Annotated in this window: 17 protein-coding genes; 9 read left to right on the top strand and 8 right to left on the bottom strand. The window is 64.7% G+C overall.

Features of this window, described 5'->3' with window-relative positions; all coding sequences use genetic code 11:
• Positions 1 to 19 precede the first annotated feature (19 nt).
• The gene (locus tag K9B33_RS07870) at positions 20 to 2134 is read right to left on the bottom strand and encodes a TonB-dependent siderophore receptor (RefSeq protein WP_224547913.1); all 2115 of its coding nucleotides are present in this window, start codon (positions 2132 to 2134) and stop codon (positions 20 to 22) included.
• Between the two features lie 211 nt (positions 2135 to 2345).
• On the opposite strand from K9B33_RS07870, the gene K9B33_RS07865 reads away from it, so the two are divergent.
• Complete coding sequence (locus tag K9B33_RS07865) at positions 2346 to 2636, top strand: hypothetical protein (RefSeq protein ID WP_224547912.1); 291 nt, start codon at positions 2346 to 2348, stop codon at positions 2634 to 2636.
• Positions 2637 to 2649: 13 nt separating this feature from the next.
• Here K9B33_RS07865 and K9B33_RS07860 read toward each other — a convergent pair whose 3' ends face one another.
• The 7 genes from K9B33_RS07860 to K9B33_RS07830 form a co-directional block, all read right to left on the bottom strand.
• Positions 2650 to 3699, bottom strand: coding sequence for an NADP(H)-dependent aldo-keto reductase (locus tag K9B33_RS07860; protein ID WP_224547911.1), 1050 nt, complete (start codon positions 3697 to 3699; stop codon positions 2650 to 2652).
• Between the two features lie 106 nt (positions 3700 to 3805).
• Complete coding sequence (locus K9B33_RS07855; RefSeq protein WP_224547910.1) at positions 3806 to 4057, bottom strand: hypothetical protein; 252 nt, start codon at positions 4055 to 4057, stop codon at positions 3806 to 3808.
• 28 nt (positions 4058 to 4085) lie between these two features.
• Positions 4086 to 4409 (bottom strand): PilZ domain-containing protein, encoded by a 324-nt coding sequence (locus K9B33_RS07850; RefSeq protein ID WP_224547909.1) that lies wholly within the window; start codon positions 4407 to 4409, stop codon positions 4086 to 4088.
• Between the two features lie 86 nt (positions 4410 to 4495).
• Positions 4496 to 5215, bottom strand: coding sequence for a class I SAM-dependent methyltransferase (locus tag K9B33_RS07845; RefSeq protein WP_224547908.1), 720 nt, complete (start codon positions 5213 to 5215; stop codon positions 4496 to 4498).
• A complete protein-coding gene (prfB, locus tag K9B33_RS07840; RefSeq protein WP_224547907.1) occupies positions 5215 to 6342 on the bottom strand; it encodes a peptide chain release factor 2 in 1128 nt (375 codons plus the stop codon). Before prfB ends, K9B33_RS07845 begins: the two co-directional genes overlap by 1 nt.
• Before the next feature lie 97 nt (positions 6343 to 6439).
• Positions 6440 to 8983, bottom strand: coding sequence for a penicillin-binding protein 1A (locus K9B33_RS07835; protein WP_224547906.1), 2544 nt, complete (start codon positions 8981 to 8983; stop codon positions 6440 to 6442).
• Between the two features lie 173 nt (positions 8984 to 9156).
• A complete protein-coding gene (locus K9B33_RS07830; protein WP_224547905.1) occupies positions 9157 to 10437 on the bottom strand; it encodes an N-acetylmuramoyl-L-alanine amidase in 1281 nt (426 codons plus the stop codon).
• 522 nt (positions 10438 to 10959) lie between these two features.
• Between K9B33_RS07830 and K9B33_RS07825 the strand changes: the two genes are divergently transcribed.
• The 8 genes from K9B33_RS07825 (at position 10960) to yihA (ending at position 19510) form a co-directional block, all read left to right on the top strand.
• Positions 10960 to 13722 (top strand): ribonuclease E/G, encoded by a 2763-nt coding sequence (locus tag K9B33_RS07825; RefSeq protein WP_224547904.1) that lies wholly within the window; start codon positions 10960 to 10962, stop codon positions 13720 to 13722.
• A 164-nt stretch (positions 13723 to 13886) separates the two neighbouring features.
• A complete protein-coding gene (locus K9B33_RS07820) occupies positions 13887 to 15236 on the top strand; it encodes a M48 family metalloprotease (RefSeq protein ID WP_224548046.1) in 1350 nt (449 codons plus the stop codon).
• A 2-nt stretch (positions 15237 to 15238) separates the two neighbouring features.
• Complete coding sequence (locus tag K9B33_RS07815) at positions 15239 to 16003, top strand: DsbA family protein (RefSeq protein ID WP_224547903.1); 765 nt, start codon at positions 15239 to 15241, stop codon at positions 16001 to 16003.
• Positions 16004 to 16210: 207 nt separating this feature from the next.
• On the top strand, positions 16211 to 16345 hold the full coding sequence (gene rpmH / locus K9B33_RS07810; protein ID WP_021317369.1) for a 50S ribosomal protein L34: 135 nt from the start codon (positions 16211 to 16213) through the stop codon (positions 16343 to 16345).
• Positions 16346 to 16377: 32 nt separating this feature from the next.
• Positions 16378 to 16791, top strand: coding sequence for a ribonuclease P protein component (gene rnpA / locus K9B33_RS07805; RefSeq protein WP_224547902.1), 414 nt, complete (start codon positions 16378 to 16380; stop codon positions 16789 to 16791).
• The gene (yidD, locus tag K9B33_RS07800) at positions 16788 to 17000 is read left to right on the top strand and encodes a membrane protein insertion efficiency factor YidD (protein WP_224547901.1); all 213 of its coding nucleotides are present in this window, start codon (positions 16788 to 16790) and stop codon (positions 16998 to 17000) included. Before rnpA ends, yidD begins: the two co-directional genes overlap by 4 nt.
• Positions 17001 to 17032: 32 nt before the next feature.
• Positions 17033 to 18736, top strand: coding sequence for a membrane protein insertase YidC (gene yidC, locus K9B33_RS07795; RefSeq protein ID WP_224547900.1), 1704 nt, complete (start codon positions 17033 to 17035; stop codon positions 18734 to 18736).
• 126 nt (positions 18737 to 18862) lie between these two features.
• Positions 18863 to 19510 carry a ribosome biogenesis GTP-binding protein YihA/YsxC gene (gene yihA, locus K9B33_RS07790; protein WP_224547899.1) on the top strand — a complete coding sequence of 216 codons (648 nt, stop codon included), beginning with the start codon at positions 18863 to 18865 and terminating at the stop codon, positions 19508 to 19510.
• Positions 19511 to 19515: the final 5 nt, after the last annotated feature.

Genomic DNA, 19515 nt, shown 5'->3' with positions numbered 1-19515 from the left:
TCTCTCCTTTGATATCCCGTCAGAAACGGAAACCGACCGTGCCCATCACGTTGCGCGGCGCGCCGACGAAACAGTCGCCCCGCGCCAGGCAGGACGCATAATAATGGTTGTTGAGCAGGTTGGTGGCGTTCAGCGCGAGGCGCCAGCTGTTCCAGTTGATCTCCGCCAGCGCATCGACCGTGGTGCGCGACGGCGTGACGATCGTATATAGCGCGCCGACAGGAATGGCGGCATTGAATCCATAGGGATCGACAAGACCGGTCGAGACGCTCTTGCCACTATATACGACGCCGCCGCCCAGACGCAGTTGGGCCTCGCCGGAAAGGCCGAACGTCTTGGTCGACCAGACCGACGCCGTATGACGCGGCATATAGTCGAGGCTCGTGTTGGTTTCCGACTTCAGCTTCGAATAGCCATAATTGGCCAGCAGTTCGAAATTGCCTGGCAGGGTATGGCTGGCCTCGATCTCGAACCCCTTGGTGCTGAGCACCCCGGACTGAGTGGTAGAATCATTGGCGCCATACAGGACGCGGTTGCGCTCCTTGATCTTGAACATCGTGGCTGTGACCAACGTGCCGGCGGCCGGTTGCCACTTCACGCCCGCCTCATATTGGGTGCCGGTCTGTGGGCGGTAGGCATCGCTCGGAATGCCGCCGGGCAGTTGAATTCTACCCGCAACCGGCAGGAAGCTTTCGGTATAGCTGAAAAAGGGCGAGAGGCCGGCGCCGATTTCGCCGATGATGCCGGCGCGGAACGTGGTGGCATTGTCCTCTTGACCCGATGAGCCGGTCACATGGTCGCGACGGGCGCCCAGCACGACCGAGACGCGATCGTAGAAACGGATCTGGTCCTGGACGTAAACTCCAAGCTGTTTTTGCGTTTCCGCGGTGAACGGACCGGTAGCGTCATAGGTTTGAAGCGCATCATAGTCGATGTCGTAGAGATCAACGATTTCGCTGCCGTAAACAGTACGCTTGGCCACCTTGTTCCAGCTATAGTCGATGCCAACAAGCAGCTTGTGTTCGATATTGGCGCCGGTGTTGAAATTGACCTGGAGATTGTTGTCGGTCGAGAAGACGTTCATTCGCGCATCGCTGGCGCTGGCGGTCAGGCCGATCGTGCGCCCATCCGTACCATAGACCGAAAAGGGATCCTGCGGATTGGAATAGCTGTCGGCATAATGGGTGTTATATGCCAGGTCGCTGTCGATATAGCGGGCCTTCAGGCTGAGCTTGATAGCATCGGAAAAGCGGTGCGTGATGGAGCCGCCGCCCTGCAGCGAGCGACCGGCATAGCGGTCCCAGCCCGCCTTGCCGACGAAGGTGTAGCGCCCAAGCTGCTCGCCTGCGACCGTGTTGGGGCGGAAGGTGCCGACGATCGGCAGGAATTGCGAGGTCGATCCGCTATCGTCCTCCTGATAGAGGCCGGTCAGCACGATGTCGGTGTCGGGCGTCGGCTGCCAGCGGATCGACGGCGCAAACATCACGCGGTCGTCGGGCACATGATCGACATAGGTGTCGGCGTCGCGAGCGCGGCCGACGAAGCGGACCGCCAGGTTATCGGCCAGCGCGACATTGACGTCGCCCAGGACTTCCTTGCGGTCATAGCTGCCATAGACGAGGTTCAGCTCGCTGCCGGTGCGGAACTCCGGCGTCTTGGAGACGAGGTTGACGAGGCCGCCGATCGATCCCTGGCCGAACAGAACGGAGGCCGGACCGCGCAGGATTTCGACGCGCGAGAAATTATAGGGGTCCGACGTGACGCTGGCATAATAGCTGAAAATGTCGCGCATGCCGTCGCGGAACTGGAGCGCGTCCAGGCCGCGCACGTTGAAGCCGTCCACCCGTGTGTCGCGGCCGTAGGGATTGGCCAGCACGCCGGCAGCATATTTGACCGTGTCGGAGATGCTGATCGCGCCCTGCGACAGATATTGTTCCGACGTAATAACCTTGATCGGCTGGGGCAGTTCGACCAGCGCGGTGTCGGTCTTCGAGCCGGTCGTGGCTGCGGTGACGATGATGCTGTCCTGCATCTGATCCGCCGCTGCGACGGCGGCTCCGTCCGCGGCATGAGCCACCGTATGGCACAACGCCATGCCCGCTGCGCTGCCCAGCGCGATCCATTTTACCTTCATTCCAACGCCCCTTATTCGTGATTCGATTGGCTCGCGGCGTATAGATAATGCGACATATTATCAATAGCATGATGTGATATTGGCGCGAAATCGCGCTTGACGCGCTTTCCATCGCGCGCAGTCGCGCTTCACCCCTTTCCTACAAGGCGTAATGAACTCAATGGCTTGTAACGCGTTATGGGGGAGTGACGGCGGGGAATGGAGGCAGGCGATGGCGATTTCTGTGCGTTTCCCCGACGGCAGCTGGCGTGACGTTCCCAGCGAATTGCGCCCCATCGATCCCGTAACGACCGGCATGAAGAGCCGCTTTCGCCATGTCCCCGTCAACTGCGATCCGCAATGGCGCTATCTGCGTGTCGCCTCGATCTGGCACGCGCGTCCGCGCCGTGTCAGTTTGGCGATCCTCACCCCTTCCGTCGACGACTGGTGGCTCGGCATAGCGGCGATGGCGGACGCCCCCGCTTCCTCGGACAAGGAATCCCATTCGCCACGCGCCGCCTGACGATAGACTCTCGTCAGGGACAGGGATCGGGCAGCACGCGATGCACCGTTTCGATCGCCGCCAGTTGCTCATCGGTCAGGCGGATGGTCGCGCTCGCGATATCGACCCGTAACTGCTCCAGGCTGGTCGCGCCAATGATCGTCGATGTGACGAAGGGCTGGGCATGGACGAAAGCCAGTGCGAGCGTCGCCGGGTCCAGGCCGAAGGCATGGGCGATCGCCACATAGCGGGCGCTGGCGACCGGCTGGTTGGGCAGGTCGTAGCGCACGAACTGGCGCGACACGTCGCGGCGCGAACCCGGCGGAATGACCCCGCCCAGATATTTGCCGGTCAGATTGCCGCCCGCCAGCGGCGAATAGGCGAGCAGCCCCACATCCTCGCGCAGGGCGAATTCGGACAGGCCGATCTCGAAGATTCGATTGAGCAGGTTGTAGGCGTTCTGGATCGACGCCACCCTCGGCAACCCCTGATCGCGCGCAAGCCGCAGATATTCGCCCAGCCCCCAGGGCGTCTCGTTGGACACGCCGACGTGGCGGATCTTGCCGGCCTGGACCAGGTCGGCCAGCGCCTCCAGCGTCTCCTGGATCGGCACCGTGTCGGGACCGTCGGCCAGCGCACCCAGGCCGCGCGCGCCGAAGGACGGCACCGGCCGGTCGGGCCAATGCACCTGATACAGATCGATATAGTCCGTCTTCAACCGCTTCAGGCTGTCATCGACCGCCTGATGGATATTGCGGCGATCCAGCCGGTTGTCGCCGCCCCGAAATTGGCGGATCGGATCGCGCGACGGCCCCGCCACCTTGGTCGCCAGGATGATGTCGTCGCGCTTCCTGCGCCCGGCGATCCAGTTGCCGATATAGGTTTCGGTCAAAAATTGCGTGTCCGCGCTGACCGGCGTCACCGGATAGGCTTCGGCCGTATCGATGAAGTTGACGCCCTCGCCGATCGCATAAGCCAGCTGGGCGTGCGCTTCCGCCTCGCTATTTTGCGATCCCCAGGTCATGGTGCCCAGACAGATCAGGCTGACCTTCAGGTCGGTGCGGCCGAGCGTGCGATATTCCATGCGATCCTCTCGAAGCTATTGGGTTGCGTCTTACCGATGGGCTGGCGGAAGGAAAGAGGGTCGCAGGCGCTTCACCAAAACTCATCGACCTATGAGGCAGGCAGGGTCAGCCCTGTTCGGTCAATTCCATGAAGTTGCGCGCCGCGTCCCGGTCCGTCTCATCCTCGAACACGACATCCAGGTCGGGCGCATCGCCAAGCAGGAACAGCAGCGACCAGAGCGCGAACCGCCGCCCGCGATCCTCCTCCAGCCCCAGGTCGACGCGCATCCGCTCGCTCCCGGACTCCATCGCCGCGGCAGGCAGGCTATCGATCTCGGTCGTCCCGAAATAGCGCTGGAGCTGATCGTCGAAATGCATCGCCGCCGACCCTACAGCAGCCAGCCCCTCAGGAGCAACCCGCGCCGCCGCCGTCGAGCATCGCGCGCAAGGCCGTTTCGGGCAGCGGCACGTCGAACCGCACGCCAAAGCGCTTGGCCCGCACCCATATGACATGCCCAACCGCCGCCAAGTCTTGGAATTCGATGATGACGCCATCGCCGATCCGCGGCGGCCGTTCGGCGTGGAGCAACGCGCCCGACACCGACAGGTCCAGCATATGGGCGCGCCGAAGCACCCCCGCATGGCGCAGCGCCAAGGGTTCGAACAGCTTGTGCCGCGCAGCACCCCGCTGTCGCATGTCCAATGCCGTGAAAGACCCTCGATCGGTCATGCCGCAGCCTCCCTGGATGATCTTTACGCCATCGGGCCATGCCGGCTTCTCAACAAGCAACACTAGGCAAAAATTAACCCTGCGGTTCAGCCCTGAAAGGCGCAGGGGACGATGCTGGCCGGGTCGGGCCGCGCGGCGATGCGCCGGAAACGGGCCAGATAGCCGCCCGCGGTCGGTTTCGGGATCACCTGCTCCATGCGGAATCCCATCGCCGCCAGTTCGCAGGCCAACAGGCGCGGCGGCGTGCCATGCTGGTCGGTCGGCCGGTTGGCATCGACCACGATCAGTTCGCCGTCCTTCTTCAACGCCGGACTCATGTGCCACAGAAAGGCATAGGGTTCGCCAATCTCATGATACATATGGACCATCAATATGCGGTCGAAGCTGTTCTCCGGCAGCTTGGGGTCTTCCGGCGCGCCCAGCTTCACGCTGACATTATCCCATTTCTCGCGGGTGATGCGACGCGACAGCGCCTCGATCACCTCGGGCATGATATCCTCCGCCAGGACGCGCCCCTTGTCGCCCACCCGTCTGGCGAGACGCACGGTATAATAGCCCTCGCCTGCGCCGATATCCGCGACGGTCATGCCGGGGCGGATGCCCGCCCGGTCCATGATATCTTCCGCCTCGTTGACCCGGTCGCGCGCTTCCTCGCTCGACCAGCGGGTCGACACGATCGGGGCCACCGGGCGGTCGGCCTGCGGAAAGGGTGCCGCCACGGCGGAGCGATGCGAATCCTTGCCGCCGCCAATCTGGTCGCAGGCGGCCAGCAGGACAAGCACGCCCGCCATGACCGCCCGGATCATCAGTCCACATCCTCCACATCGACCTTCTCGCCGGTCACCTTCTGCGACAGGGCAGCGGCCATGAACGGGTCGAGCGCGCCGTCCAGCACATCGTCGGGCGCGGTCGAGGTAACGCCGGTGCGCAGATCCTTTACCAACTGATAGGGCTGGAGCACATAGGAGCGGATCTGGTGGCCCCAGCCGATTTCGGTCTTGGCCTGATAGTCTGTATTGGCCGCTTCTTCGCGTTTGCGCAGTTCGGCTTCGTACAGGCGCGCCTTCAGCATGTTCATCGCCGTCGCGCGGTTCTTGTGCTGCGATCGGTCATTTTGCGATGCGACGATAATGCCCGAGGGCACGTGGGTAATGCGGACCGCGGAGTCGGTGGTGTTGACGTGCTGCCCGCCCGCGCCGGACGCCCGATAGGTATCGATCTTGAGGTCGCTTTCCTTGACCTCGATATCGATATTGTCATCGATTACCGGATAGACCCAGACCGACGAGAAGCTGGTGTGGCGGCGGGCCGCGCTGTCATAGGGGCTGATGCGGACCAGGCGGTGGACGCCGCTTTCGGTCTTGGCATAGCCATAAGCATTCTCGCCCTTGATCAGGAAGGTGGCCGACTTGATGCCTGCGGTTTCGCCCGCCTGATAATCGACCAGTTCCACCTTGTAGCCGCGCCGTTCGGCCCAGCGGCGGTACATGCGGGAGAGGATTTCGGCCCAGTCCTGGCTTTCGGTCCCGCCAGCCCCTGCATGGATTTCCAGATAGGTGTCGCTGGCATCGGCCTCGCCGGCCAGCAGCGCCTTGATCTTGTCCTCGTCCGCCCGGTCGGCCAGCGCCTTGAGCGACGCGATGGCTTCGGAAACCATTTCCTCGTCGCCCTCGGCCTCTGCCATTTCGATCAGTTCGGCATTGTCGCTCTTGCCGCCCTCGATCGCACGGGTGGCGCCGATCGCGCTTTCCAGCCGGGTGCGCTCGCGCATCACCTCCTGCGCCAGCTTCGCATTGTCCCACAGGGTTGGGTCCTCGACGCGCGCGTTCAGCTCGTCCAGCCGGCGCAGCGCGCGGTCCCAGTCGAGGAAGCGGCGCAGTAGGTCCAGCGCGGCGTCGATACGGTCGATATATTGCTGCGCTTCGGCGCGCATGGGGAGTCTCCAGAAATGTCGTGGCGTCTCAACGCATCAGGCGACTGCCCCTATCCGAGGGCGGCAGATTTGGGAAGAGCGTAGGCCCGACGGCACCTTAGTAGATTCCGCCCTGTCCTTCCAGGAAGTCGGCGTCGGTACGGCGGCGACCGCTCGACACGGCGCGGTCGGCGCGGCTTTCGGCGACCTTGGCCTGTTCCTCCGCTTCCTCCTTGCGGATCGTGCGGCGCGGTTCGGATTCGGGCTTGAACGCTTCCCAGATCACCGCGGCTTTGGGCTCGCTGGTGGGCCAGGCGCCATAGACGCGCTTGCCCGACCGGCGGTCGATCGCAACCATGCGCACGCCCGCCGGGGCGACGAAGGGCGTCTTGGGCATGGTTTCCAGGATCGGCGCCATCGCCGCCTTCCAGATCGGCGCGGCGATACGGCCGCCTTGCGCCCAGCCGCCCAGGCTTCGTGGCTGGTCGTAGCCGATATAGACGCCGGCGACGAGATCGGGCGATCCGCCCACGAACCAGACGTTGGTCGGGCCGTTGGTGGTGCCGGTCTTGCCGAACAGCGGCCGGCCGAGATCGGCCAGCACGGTGGCGGTGCCGCGCTGGACCACGCCTTCGGCGATGTGGACGACCTGATAGGCGGTCATCGGGTTCATCACCTGCTTGCCCTCCATGCCGAAGCGGGGCATCGGCTTGCCGTCCCAGTTCGCCATGTTGCAGCCGTCGCAGGCGCGCCAGCGCTCCGGCCAGATCACTTTGCCGCGCCGGTCCTGCACATAATCCATGACCTTGGGCGGGAATTGCCGTCCCTGGTTGGCGAGCGCGGCATAGGCGTTGACCATCCGTTCCACCGTCGTCTCGCCCGCGCCCAAAGCGAAGGAGAGATAGGGCTGATAGTCGCCGATCCCCATATTCTTGATGGTGCGCACGACCCGGTCCATGCCGGTCTGGCTGGCGGCGCGCACGGTCATCAGGTTGCGCGACTGCTCCACGCCCCAGCGCATCGTCTGCGGCCCGGCGCTGCCGCCGGAGAAGTTGCGGAAGCATTTCTGACCGAGGCCCGCGCCCTGATAGACGCACAAGGGGCCATCGACGATGATCGACGCCGGGGTCATGCCATTGTCGAGCGCGGCGGCATAGACGAATGGCTTGATGGTCGATCCCGGCTGGCGCAGCGCCTGCGTCGCACGGTTGTAGGAGGACAGGCGCGAATCGAAGCCGCCCTGCATCGCGCGGATGCGACCCGAATGGACCTCTTCGGCGACCATGCCGCCCGACACTTCGGGGATGGAGCGCAGCGCCCAGCTCGATCCGTTGCGCGCCACGACGATCAGGTCGCCGGGCTTCATCGCCGAAAAGGCAGGGCCGCCGATCTTGCGATACGGCATCTGCGCCGATCCGGCGGGCAGCGCGCCGGTGCTGCCGTCGGCAAAGCCGATCTGCGCCTCGGACGAGGTCCGGCTGATGACGACGGCGACGCGCCATTGCGCATAATCGACGTCGATATAGCTGGCCGCAAGTTCGCGTTCCCAGCCATTGTCGATATTGATGTGGCCGACCGGACCGGACCAGCCGCGTCCGGCGTCGAAGCGGAGCAGGCCGTTCCGCAGCGCGGTGGCCACGCTGTCCTGCACCACCGGATCATAGGGGCTGCGCACCCACAGACCGCCGGCATAGACGCTGTTGGGGCCATCATCGGCCTTTTCGCCGAACAGGCCGATCAGGCGACGGCGCACCTCCTCCATATAATAGCCGCCGGCACGGGCGTCGAAGCTGGAGCCATGGGCGGCGACGGTGCCGAGCGGCTGAGCCTGCGCCGCTGAACGCTGGGCCGCGGTGATCCAGCCATTTTTTTCCATTTCGCCCAGCGCCCAGTTGCGCCGGTCGAGCGCGCGGGCATGGCCGCTTTTGCTTTCGGGGCGGTAATTGGCGGGCCCCTTGGGCAGGATAGCGAGATAGGCCATTTCGGGCAGCGTCAGGTCGGCGACGTCCTTGTCGAAATAGGCGCGCGCGGCCGCCTGCACGCCATAGGCGTTGCGACCGAGGAATATCTGGTTGAGATAGAGTTCGAGGATCTGTTGCTTCGACAGCACATTTTCCATGCGGTAGGCGAGGATCATTTCCTTCACCTTGCGCGTGGGCGAATATTCGTCGCCGATCAGCAGGTTCTTGGCGACCTGCTGGGTAATCGTGGAGCCGCCGCGCGCGCGCTGGCCCGAACCCAGCTTGCTGGCATAATCGACCACGGCCCCCGCGAAACCGGGGATGTCCACGCCATGATGTTCGAAGAAGGTCTTGTCCTCCGCCGCCAGATAGGCGCGGATCAGCAGCGGGGGATAATCGCTATATTGAAGCTGGACGCGGCGTTCGCGCGCATAGCTGTGGACCGGCTGGCCGTTAATGTCGCGCACGATGGTCGGCAGCGGCGGCTCATATTCCAGCAGCGTCGCCGCATCGGGCAGGCCGCGCGCGAAGATCAGCCAGAACAGCGCGCAGAACAGCGCGAAGCCGCCCAGCAAAATCGACGCCCATCGCACCCAGCGGCGCTGCCACAGGGGACGCAGACGGCCGAAAAAGCCCCCCGCGTCGCGGCGCAGGCGATAGGCGAAGGACGACGGGGCGGGTTCGGAACGGGCCTCTTCCATAGGGAAGAGGCTCTAGGGTCAAATTATCGCCAAGACCAGTGGGCATGACGCGATCCGCCCCAACTCTTGCCCAAACCGAACCCACCTCCGTTCGCCCTGAGCCTGTCGAAGGGCGCGCGCAACGCCCTTCGACAGGCTCAGGGCGAACGGTTTTTGCACTTTTATGGCTGCGTTCAGCCGCCAGCCGCCCCGTCGCGCATCGCCAGTTTGCGGGCGAAATGCACCTCGATCGCGCGGGCGACGCCGCGAGCGATCTTGCCCTGCCCCTCGCGCGAGGAAAGGAAGGCGCTGTCGTCGGCGTTGCTGATATAGCCGGTTTCGAACAGGATCGACGGCGTATCCGGGGCCTTGAGCACCATCAGCGAGGCGAAGCGGTGATAGGCGCTGCGGAACGGCACATAGGGCGCCGCCTCCCGCTGCAACAGCCGCGCAAAATTGGCCGATATGTTCATCGATTCGCGCTGAGTCAGGTCGATCAGGATGGACGAGACGTCACCCGACTGGCCGCCCAGATTGACGCCGTTAATGATGTCCGCCTTATTTTCCCGCGCCGCCAGCCGTGCCGCTTCGCGATCGGACGCCGTTTCCGACAGCGTATAGACGGTCGCACCATGGGCTTCGGTATTTTCTGCCGCATCGGCATGGATCGAGATGAACAGGTCCGCGCCCAGCTTGCGGGCGATGCCATAACGTTCCTGCAGCACCAGGAATTTATCGTCGTCGCGGGTCAGCGCCACGCGCACCCGGCCGGACTTGACCAACTGATCGCGAATCGCCTGGGCGATGGCCAGTGTCACGTCTTTCTCGCGCTTGCCATTTTCCTTGTTGATCGCGCCGGGATCATGGCCGCCATGGCCCGCGTCGATCACCACCAGCGGCCGGGCGCCGTCATGCGCCCCCTCCACCTGTGGCAGCGACACGCCGCGCGCCGCGGCGGGGATCGGCACGGTGATCGAATGGATGCGCTTTTGCGGACGCGCCGCCATGTCGGCAGGGCCGTCGAAGCGCGTGCGCCCCTTGCCCACTTCGGCGCGGAACCGGCTGTCGCTCACGCCCTGTAGCGAGAAGCTGAGCGACTTTCCGTCCTGCGCCAGCCGCGCATTGCCCAGCGTCGCCGGGGTGGAGAGGTCCAGCACCACGCGCGCCGTGTCGCCGCTCAATTGCCCCTGGCGCACCGCGGCGATGGCGCCGTTGCCCGGCGTGAACCGCCCCCTGCCCATTTGCGCGCCGTTGATGTCGAGCGCGATGCGGCGCGGCGAATCCAGCAGAAAGGCCGAAGCCCCGTCCACGCGGTCGTCGAAGCGCACGACGACGGTGTCATCCTGCACGTCCACGCCGGATATGCCGCCGGCGCTGCCGGGGACCGCCATCAATATCGTGCCTGCCAGGGCAATGCTTTGGAGCATACGCCGCTTGTGCGACGCGCGCCTGTCGGCCGTCCAGCCAAATTTCATTTGGGCTAATCCGTTCAGCGTCCCCACGCTAAATTCCGGATTAAGCATCGCTCCTTGTGGCCCGGTAAAATGAGAAGGTTAACCCGTCCTTCACGATGAATAGAGCATCGATAGCCCGACCGGCGGACACGGCATTATATTTCAGGCGGCCGTTGCCCCGTCGGTATTTGACTGCTACCCATTCATATTCCTGAAAGACTTGCCGATATCATGGCAGCCTTGCGGGGCAATGAGACAGGCACCGGCGGAGGCAGCATTTGCCCCCCGCAGTGTCGTAAACAGGTTGACGCTGCATGAGGCATGATTTCCATTCCACGCTTGCCCCGGTCACGGGCGATGCGGCGTGGATGGTCCGGCCCGGCGATTTGTCCGGCCCTGCCGACGCAGCAGACGCGCATAATTTCCTTCAAACCTGGACGATGCCGACATCCGCGCCCTTAACGGAGCGCGCCCGGCCGTCCCTTCACTATCGCGTGGCGGCGCGGCCCTGTGCCGCAGCCCGTCCACGCCGGAGATATATAAATGACAATGCGTATGCTGATCGACGCGCGCCACCGGGAAGAGACCCGGGTCGCGGTCGTCAAGGGTAACCGGATCGAGGAGTTCGACTTCGAGTCCGCAGAGCACAAGCAGCTCAAGGGCAATATCTATCTGGCCAAGGTCACCCGCGTGGAGCCGTCGCTCCAGGCGGCGTTCGTCGATTATGGCGGCAACCGCCACGGCTTCCTTGCGTTCAGCGAGATTCATCCGGATTATTACCAGATCCCGCGCGAGGACCGCGAGGCGCTGTTGCGCGAAGAACGCGCCCACGCCGAGGAAGAGGCCGCGCTGCGCGCCGATTTCGACGATGATGACGAAGACCATGACCATGGCCCGGCCGAAGGCGGCGTCGAATATGTCGAGGCGACCCATCATCATGACGATGAAGAGCCGGGCGAAGACGCCGAACAGGCCGAGGGCGAAGCCGGCAACGACGGGGCCAATGGCGATCGCGGCGGCCGTCGCGGTGGACGCGGTCGTGGCCGCGGCGGCGACGAAGCCGCCGACGAACTGCGCCGCAAGCGCATGGCGCTGCGCCGTCGCTACAAGATCCAGGACGTCATCAAGCGCCGCCAGGTGCTGCTGGTCCAGGTCGTCAAGGAAGAGCGCGGCAACAAGGGCGCGGCGCTGACCACCTATTTGTCGCTGGCCGGCCGCTATTGCGTGCTGATGCCCAACACCAGCCATGGCGGCGGCATTTCGCGCAAGATCAGCAATGCGGCCGACCGCAAGCGGTTGAAGTCGATCATCGCCGAAATGGCGCTGCCCTCCTCGATGGGCTGCATCGTCCGCACCGCCGGCCTCCAGCGGACCAAGCCGGAGATCAAGCGCGACTTCGACTATCTCGCCCGCCTGTGGGACGAGATTCGCGAAAAGACGCTGAAAGCCGCAGCGCCCGAGCTGATCCACAACGACAGCGACCTCATCAAGCGCGCGATCCGCGATATCTATAACAAGGATATCGAGGAAGTGATCGTCGAGGGCGAGCATGGCTACAAGGCCGCCAAGGACTTCATGCGCCTGCTGATGCCCAGCCATGCCCGGCGGGTGAAGCAATATGCCGATCCGGTGTCGCTGTTCCAGCGCGCCAGCGTCGAAGAGCAACTGGCGGCGATGTACAACCCCGTCGTGCAGCTCAAGTCCGGCGGCTATCTGGTCATCAACCCGACCGAAGCGCTGGTGTCGATCGACATCAACTCGGGCCGGTCGACCCGCGAACATGGTATCGAGCAGACCGCCGTCGCCACCAACCTGGAAGCCGCGCGCGAAATCGCGCGCCAGTTGCGCCTGCGCGACATGGCCGGTCTGGTCGTCATCGACTTCATCGACATGGAGGTGAACTCCAACATCCGCAAGGTCGAGAAGGCGATGAAGGAGGCGCTGAAGGACGATCGCGCCCGCATCCAGGTCGGCCGCATCTCCGGCTTCGGCCTGATGGAAATGAGCCGGCAGCGCCTGCGCACCGGCGTGCTGGAAGCATCGACCCGCCAGTGCCCGCATTGCGAAGGCACGGGCCTGGTCCGCACCGCATCGTCGGCGGGCCTGGGCGCGCTGCGGATGCTGGAAGAAGAAGCGGCGCGTGGTCGCGGTAGCCTCATCACCCTGCGCGCCAGCCAGGAAGCGGCCTTCTACGTCCTCAACAACAAGCGCGCCGAACTGGACGAGATCGAGCAGCGCTATGGCGTGCGCATCGAAATCCTGCCCGATGGCGAGATCGAGGGCGCGCGCATGTCGGTCGAGGCCAGCGGCCCACGGCCCGAACGTGTCGTGACCTATGCGCCGCTGCCGGAAGAGGACGACGATCTGGACGTCATCGAGGAGGAAGAGGAAGAGGTCGAGGAGGCCGAAGCCGAAGCCGAAACCGAGCGTGAAGAACGAAGCGATCGCAGCGATCGCGGAGACGAAGATCGTGACGGCGGCCGTCGTCGTCGTCGTCGCCGTCGCCGTCGTGGCGGCCAGCGAGAGGATAATCGCGCCGAGGAAGACGCCAGCGAAAATGGCGATGCGGAAGCCGAGGGTGAAGACGAAGCCGTCGCGACAGCCGAAGACGCGCCCGACGCATCGGCGCCAGCCGCCGCTGCGGGTGATGACGAGGATGGCGGCGCGCGTCGCCGCGGTCGTCGCGGTCGCCGTGGTGGTCGCCGTCGCCGCGAAGGCGGGGAAGGCAGCGAGGACGTTGCAACCGTCGAAGCGGACGCTGGCGAACCGGCGGAAGCGGTTGCCGCAGCAGTCGAGCCGGTCGTCGAAGCCGTGGTCGAGGCGGCGCCCGCCGAAGAGGCGCCCAAGACCCGTCGTCGCCCCCGCGCCCGCAAGCCCAAGGCGGATGTCGAGCCGGTAGCCGAAGCGGCCGAACCCGTGGTCGAGCCTGTGGCGGAAGCCGCCGCCGAACCCGCGCCGGTCGACGCCGCTGCCGAGGAGGCGCCGGCCAAGCCCAAGCGCACCCGTCGCAAGAAGCCCGTCGCCGATGCTGCGGAAGCGGATGTCGCTGCGCAGGAAACCGCGCCTGCCGTCGAGGCTCCCGCTGCCGAGGAAGCGCCGGCCAAGCCCAAGCGCACCCGTCGCAAGAAGCCCGTCGTCGCGGATGCAGAGGTCGAGGCCGCTGCACCCGCCGTCGAAACGGTGGCGCAAGCGGCCGCGCCGCAAGCCTCCGTCGCCGAAACCGCCGACGCCGCCAATGGCGAAGACGGCGTAGGCGAGGATGGCGAACCCCGCCGTGGCTGGTGGCAACGCACCTTCGGCCAATAAGGCCGGACTTAGGCTGTTATGAACAAACGCCGCTGCCCATCCGGTCCCGACCGGTGCGCAGCGGCGCTTTTCGTTGCCCCCTCCCTCTTCACGGCAGGTTCAGGCCGACCTTGGCACGAAGCCGCCGTGACGGTCTGCCCCTCTTTGCCCATGGCGCGCCGCTGATGCGGGAGCGGCTCAAAATTTGCGTGCTGGCGATCGCCGCGCTCGCCTGCACGGCGCAGCCAGCGGTGGCCCAGCAAATATTGCGCGATGCCGAAACCGAAGCCTTCATGGCTGACATGTCGGGCCAGTTGGTCAAGGCCGCCGGCATGGAGCCGAAAAACGTCCAGGTCCTCGTCATCAACGACCCGGAAATCAACGCCTTCGTCGCGGGCGGCCAGATCGTCTGGGTGCATAGCGGGCTGATCGCCCAGGCCGACAATGTGAACCAGTTGCAGGGCGTCGTTGCGCACGAACTGGGCCATATCGAAGGCGGCCATGTCGTCCGCTTCGGCGAGGGGATCAAGGAGGCCACCGGCGTCACCCTGCTCAGCCTGGTGCTGGGCGCGGCCGCGATCGCGGCGGGCGGGGCGGAAGCGGGCATGGGCATCATGGGCCTGGGCCAGCAGGCGGCGATGACCAAGTTCCTGGCCTTTTCCCGCGGGCAGGAAAGCTCGGCCGATCTGGCCGGCGCGCGGTACCTGTCGAAGGCGGGTCTCAGCGGCAAGGGCAGCCTGGAATTTTTCAAGAAGCTGCAAAATCAGGAATATCGCCTCGCGATCCCGCAGGACAACAGCTACGGACGCACCCATCCGCTGTCGGGCGAGCGCATCAACGTGCTGCGCGAAGTCTACACCGTCGATCCGGCCTGGGACCGGCCGCCGGACAAGGCGCTGGAGGCGCGGTTCGAACGGATCAAGGCCAAGCTGATCGGCTTCGTGTCCGAACCCACCCAGACCTTGCAGAAATATCCCGAAACCGACCAGTCGATCCCGGCCCATTATGCGCGCGCCTATGCCTGGCATAAGAGCGCCTATCCGCAAAGGGCGCTGGACGAGGCGGACGCCCTGCTCGCCGCCGCACCGCATGACCCCTATTTCCTCGAACTCAAGGGCCAGATCCTGCTCGAGAGCGGCCGCCCGAGGGACGCGGTGGCGCCGCTGCGCGAAGCGGTCAAGATCACCAACCAGCCGCTGATCTCAGTGCTACTCGCCCACGCGCTGATCGCGACCGAGGATGAGAGCAATTTCGCCGAGGCCGAGCAGGTGCTGCGCCTTGCGGTCCAGCGCGACCGGGAAAATCCCTTTGCCTGGTATCAGTTGGGCGTCGTCTATGAACGGCGCGGCGACACGCCGCGCGCCGCGCTGGCGACGGCGGAACGCTATGCGATGATGGGCGAACATCCCATGGCGCTGCGCAGCGCCGACGCCGCGATGCAGGGATTGCAGGCCGGCACGGTTGACTATCTGCGGGCGCAGGATATCGCGATGACATCCCGCGCCGCGATCGAGCAGCAGCGCAAGAAAAGATAGATATGACAGACCAGACCCGGCCCAGCTTTCGCGCGGCCCTTTCCAACAGGACCATACAGATGACCCTTGGCGCCCTCGCCCTGACCGCCATTGCCGGCGTCGCGCTGGCCGCGCAGGCGCCCGCCAGCGTCAACGCCAGTGACAAGGCCGCGATCGAGAAGATCGTCCACGACTATATCCTGGAGCATCCCGAAATTATCCCGCAGGCGGTGGAGAAGTTGCAGGCCAAGCGCATGTCGAGCACCATCGACGCCAGCCGCAGCACGCTCGAAACCCCCTATGCGGGCGCCTGGGAAGGCGCGGCCAATGCCGATGTCATCGTGGTCGAATTTTTCGATTATGCCTGCGGCTATTGCCGCGCCTCTCTGCCCGACCTGGCCAAGCTGGTCGCGAACGACGCGAAGGTGAAGGTCGTCTATCGCGAACTCCCCATCCTGTCGGATGAAAGCAGCGCCGCGGCCAAAGTTTCGCTGCTGGCGGCCGAGCGCGGTCAATATATGGCCTATCACAAGGCGCTCTACGGCGCGGGCAAGGTGACGCGCGACACGATCGTGGCGGCGGCGGCCAAGGCGGGCATCACCCGGTCGGAAGCCGAAACCGCAATCGCATCGAGCAAATATGACGCCGAAATCCAGTCCAACATCGCGCTCGCCCAGAAATTGCAGGCCAGCGGCACGCCGACCTTCGTGATCGGCGGCCAGGTACTGAACGGCGCAGTGGGCTATGACGCGCTCAAGGACGGCGTGGCGAGCGCGCGGGGGAAGTAATCCTTATCCGTTCGCTTCGAGCGTGCCGAGAAACGGGAAGCGCTCCGCTTCGTTTCTCGACGTCACTCGAAACGAACGGACTCTTCCGGCCTCAGCCATTGACTTCGCCCCCCCTTTTGCCTATCGGACGCCCCCTGACTGGCGGCCGCTGCTTTGGCGGCCCTTTTTTGTCACGCCTGATTCTCTAGTTGTTTTGAGGAATGAACGATGAAGCGCACTTTTCAGCCGAGCAATCTGGTTCGGAAGCGCCGTCACGGTTTCCGCGCGCGCATGGCGACCCCCGGCGGCCGCAATGTGATTCGCGCGCGCCGTTCGCGCGGCCGCAAGAGCCTGAGCGCCTGATCGACGCGCCGCCGTCCGCTGCGCCTGCCGTCATGAGCAGGCGTGCGGATTTTCTGGCGGCGAATCGCGGACGCCGCGCGCCTATGCCGGGATTCGTCCTGCTGGTGCGCGAACGCGGCGATGGCGACCCGGCGATGCGTATCGGCATCACGGTCACGAAGAAGATTGGCGGCGCCGTCATCCGCAACCGGATGAAGCGCCGCTTTCGCGTTCTGGCGCGCGCACTGCTGCCGGCCCATGGCATTGCCGGCGCGGATCATGTGCTGATCGGCCGCGAAGGCGGGATCGAACGCGAATTTGCGCTGCTGCACGCCGAACTGGGCAAGGCGCTCGGCAAGATCATGACGCGCCCGGTCGATCCGCCGCGCGGCCCGGCACGCCCCCGCAGGGGCAAACCCGCCAAAAAGAGCGATACGCTCGCGGCGCGTTCAAGCGAACAGCCGTGATCGCCCGCCTGCTGATCCTGATCGCGCGCTTCTGGCAACTTGGCCCTTCGCGCGTCCTGCCCCCTACCTGCCGCTACGCCCCGTCCTGTTCGGAATATGCGATTCAGGCGATCCGCAAATATGGCGCGATCAAGGGTAGCTGGCTGGGGTTCAAGCGGCTAATGCGATGCCACCCATGGGGCGGGTCGGGCTACGACCCGGTCCCCTGACCCGATAGACATAAGACGGCGGAGCCGAACACGTGGACGACAAGAAGAATATCATTCTGGCGGTGCTGCTGACCGCGGCGATCCTGTTCGGCTGGCCCTATGTCTCGCATTATGTCTTTCCCGCGGCCAATCCGCCGGCGACGAAGATCGAAGGCGGCAAGACCACCCCGGTTGCGGCCCCCGGCACCGACACGGCCGACGGCCCTGCGACGATTCGCGACCGCGCCATCGTGCTGAAGGAAAGTCCGCGCGTGCCGATCCGTACGCCCAAGCTGACCGGATCGATCAACCTGCGCGGCGCGCGCATCGACGACATCGTGCTGCCAACCTATCGCGAGACGATCGCCAAGGATTCGCCCGCCGTTCGCCTGTATAGCCCCAGCGGCACGCAGGACGCCTATTTCGCCGGCTTCGGCTGGCAGGGCGAAGGCCTAAAGACGCCGAACAGGGACACGCTCTGGACCGCGCAGGGCAGCGAACTGACGCCGACCAGCCCGGTGACGCTGACCTGGAACAACGGCGCGGGCCAGACTTTCGAAATCCGCCTGTCGGTCGATGAAAATTACATGATCTCGGCCGCGCAGAAGGTGTCGAACAGCGGCGCGGGCGCGGTGGGCGTGAAGCCGTACAGCTATATCAGCCGCACCGGCATCCCCAAGGACCCCGACACCTGGACCATCCATGTCGGGCCGATGGGCGTGTTCAACGGCGCGGCCAATTATGACGTGAACTACAAGGATCTGGACAAGGGTCCGTCGACCCAGAGCTTCCAGTCCAAGGGCGGCTGGATCGGCTTCACCGACAAATATTGGCTGTCCGCGCTGGTTCCCGGCGCCGACGCCGATTTCGCCGGCCAATTCCGTAAAGGCGCCGGCACGCAATATCAGGCGGACGCCGCGCTCGGTTCGACCATGCTGGCGCCCGGCAAGGCGGCGACGCAGAGCATTCGCCTCTATGTCGGCGCCAAGGAAGTGAAGACGCTCCAGGCCTATGAGCGGAACGGCGTGAAGCTGTTCGACCGCGCGATCGACTGGGGATGGTTCTACTGGTTCGAACAGCCGATCTTCGCGCTGCTCCACTGGCTGTTCGAAACGCTGGGCAATTTCGGCGTGGCGATCATCTGCCTCACTTTCTGCGTCCGCGCGCTCATGTTCCCGGTCGCCCAGCGCCAGTTCGCCAGCATGGCGGCGATGCGCGCGGTGCAGCCCAAGATGAAAGCGCTGCAGGAGAAATATAAGGACGACAAGCCGCAGCTGCAGCAGAAGATGATGGAACTGTACAAGCAGGAGAAGGTCAACCCGCTGGCCGGCTGCCTGCCCATCTTCATCCAGATCCCGATCTTCTTCGCGCTCTACAAGGTATTGCAGTTGACGATCGAAATGCGGCACCAGCCCTTCGTCCTGTGGATCAAGGATCTGTCCGCGCCCGATCCGCTGCATATCTTCAACCTGTTCGGTCTGCTGCCCTTCACCCCGCCCTCTTTCCTGGCGATCGGTGTGCTGGCGCTGCTGCTGGGCATCAGCATGTATTTCCAGTTCAAGCTGAACCCGGCCCAGATGGACCCGATGCAGCAGCAGATCTTCTCGATCATGCCGTGGATGATGATGTTCATCATGGCGCCGTTCGCGGCGGGCCTGCTGGTTTACTGGATCACCAACAACTGCCTGTCGATGGCGCAGCAATGGTGGCTGTACAAGCGCCACCCCGTGCTGAGCACGGCGAGCGCAGCGAAGTAAGCCAAGCACCACGCCCGTTCGTTTCGAGCTTGTCGAGAAACGGATGCCAACGGCCCTCGACAAGCCTGTCCGGAGCGACTGCTGCAAGCAGTCAGTCGAAGGGCTCGAAACCGAACGGAGTGTGGAATGACGGACCAAGATAACGCGGACTTCATCGAGGAAGCGCGCAAGCTCTTCAGCGGGCCGATTTCCTTCCTCAAGTCCGCGCCCACGCTCGACTTCCTGCCCGACATGGACGTGAACGAAGTCGCCTTTGCGGGCCGGTCCAATGTCGGCAAATCCTCACTGCTCAATGCGCTTACCAACCGCAATGGCCTCGCCCGCACCTCCAACACGCCAGGCCGGACGCAGGAACTCAACTTCTTCGACGTGGGCGAACCGCTGCGCTTCCGCCTGGTCGACATGCCGGGCTATGGCTATGCCAAGGCGCCCAAGGACATCGTGCGCAAATGGAAGTTCCTGGTGAACGACTATCTGCGCGGGCGCGCCTCGCTCAAGCGCGCGCTGGTGCTGATCGACAGCCGCCATGGCATCAAGGATGTCGACAATGACATGCTCGACATGCTCGATGGCGCGGCGGTCAGCTATCGCATCGTCCTGACCAAGGCAGACAAGATCAAGGCAAGTGAATTGGCGGCCGTGACCAAAGCCACCGCCGACGCGATCCGCAAGCGCCCCGCCGCCCATCCCGACATCATCGTCACGTCGAGCGAAAAGGGCATGGGCATCCCCGAATTGCGCGCCGCGGTGCTGCAAAGCGTGACTCAGGGATAGATGGC

It is taken from the genome of Sphingobium sp. 3R8 (assembly GCF_020166615.1).
Lineage (GTDB): Bacteria > Pseudomonadota > Alphaproteobacteria > Sphingomonadales > Sphingomonadaceae > Sphingobium > Sphingobium bisphenolicum.
This window is presented reverse-complemented; position numbering and strand designations above follow the sequence as displayed.

What these genes read in the sequence shown, in the direction of transcription:
- K9B33_RS07860 (WP_224547911.1), bottom strand. Translation starts at nt 3,699, where the DNA reads ATGGAATATCGCACGCTCGGCCGCACCGACCTGAAGGTCAGCCTGATC.
- prfB (WP_224547907.1), bottom strand. Translation starts at nt 6,342, where the DNA reads ATGCGCGCCGAAGCGCAGCAATATATCGACCGTATCGACGCCGCGCTG.
- K9B33_RS07850 (WP_224547909.1), bottom strand. Translation starts at nt 4,409, where the DNA reads ATGACCGATCGAGGGTCTTTCACGGCATTGGACATGCGACAGCGGGGT.
- K9B33_RS07815 (WP_224547903.1), top strand. Translation starts at nt 15,239, where the DNA reads ATGACAGACCAGACCCGGCCCAGCTTTCGCGCGGCCCTTTCCAACAGG.
- K9B33_RS07865 (WP_224547912.1), top strand. Translation starts at nt 2,346, where the DNA reads ATGGCGATTTCTGTGCGTTTCCCCGACGGCAGCTGGCGTGACGTTCCC.
- K9B33_RS07845 (WP_224547908.1), bottom strand. Translation starts at nt 5,215, where the DNA reads ATGATCCGGGCGGTCATGGCGGGCGTGCTTGTCCTGCTGGCCGCCTGC.
- rpmH (WP_021317369.1), top strand. Translation starts at nt 16,211, where the DNA reads ATGAAGCGCACTTTTCAGCCGAGCAATCTGGTTCGGAAGCGCCGTCAC.
- yihA (WP_224547899.1), top strand. Translation starts at nt 18,863, where the DNA reads ATGACGGACCAAGATAACGCGGACTTCATCGAGGAAGCGCGCAAGCTC.
- K9B33_RS07820 (WP_224548046.1), top strand. Translation starts at nt 13,887, where the DNA reads ATGCGGGAGCGGCTCAAAATTTGCGTGCTGGCGATCGCCGCGCTCGCC.
- K9B33_RS07855 (WP_224547910.1), bottom strand. Translation starts at nt 4,057, where the DNA reads ATGCATTTCGACGATCAGCTCCAGCGCTATTTCGGGACGACCGAGATC.
- K9B33_RS07870 (WP_224547913.1), bottom strand. Translation starts at nt 2,134, where the DNA reads ATGAAGGTAAAATGGATCGCGCTGGGCAGCGCAGCGGGCATGGCGTTG.
- K9B33_RS07835 (WP_224547906.1), bottom strand. Translation starts at nt 8,983, where the DNA reads ATGGAAGAGGCCCGTTCCGAACCCGCCCCGTCGTCCTTCGCCTATCGC.
- rnpA (WP_224547902.1), top strand. Translation starts at nt 16,378, where the DNA reads ATGAGCAGGCGTGCGGATTTTCTGGCGGCGAATCGCGGACGCCGCGCG.
- K9B33_RS07830 (WP_224547905.1), bottom strand. Translation starts at nt 10,437, where the DNA reads ATGAAATTTGGCTGGACGGCCGACAGGCGCGCGTCGCACAAGCGGCGT.
- K9B33_RS07825 (WP_224547904.1), top strand. Translation starts at nt 10,960, where the DNA reads ATGACAATGCGTATGCTGATCGACGCGCGCCACCGGGAAGAGACCCGG.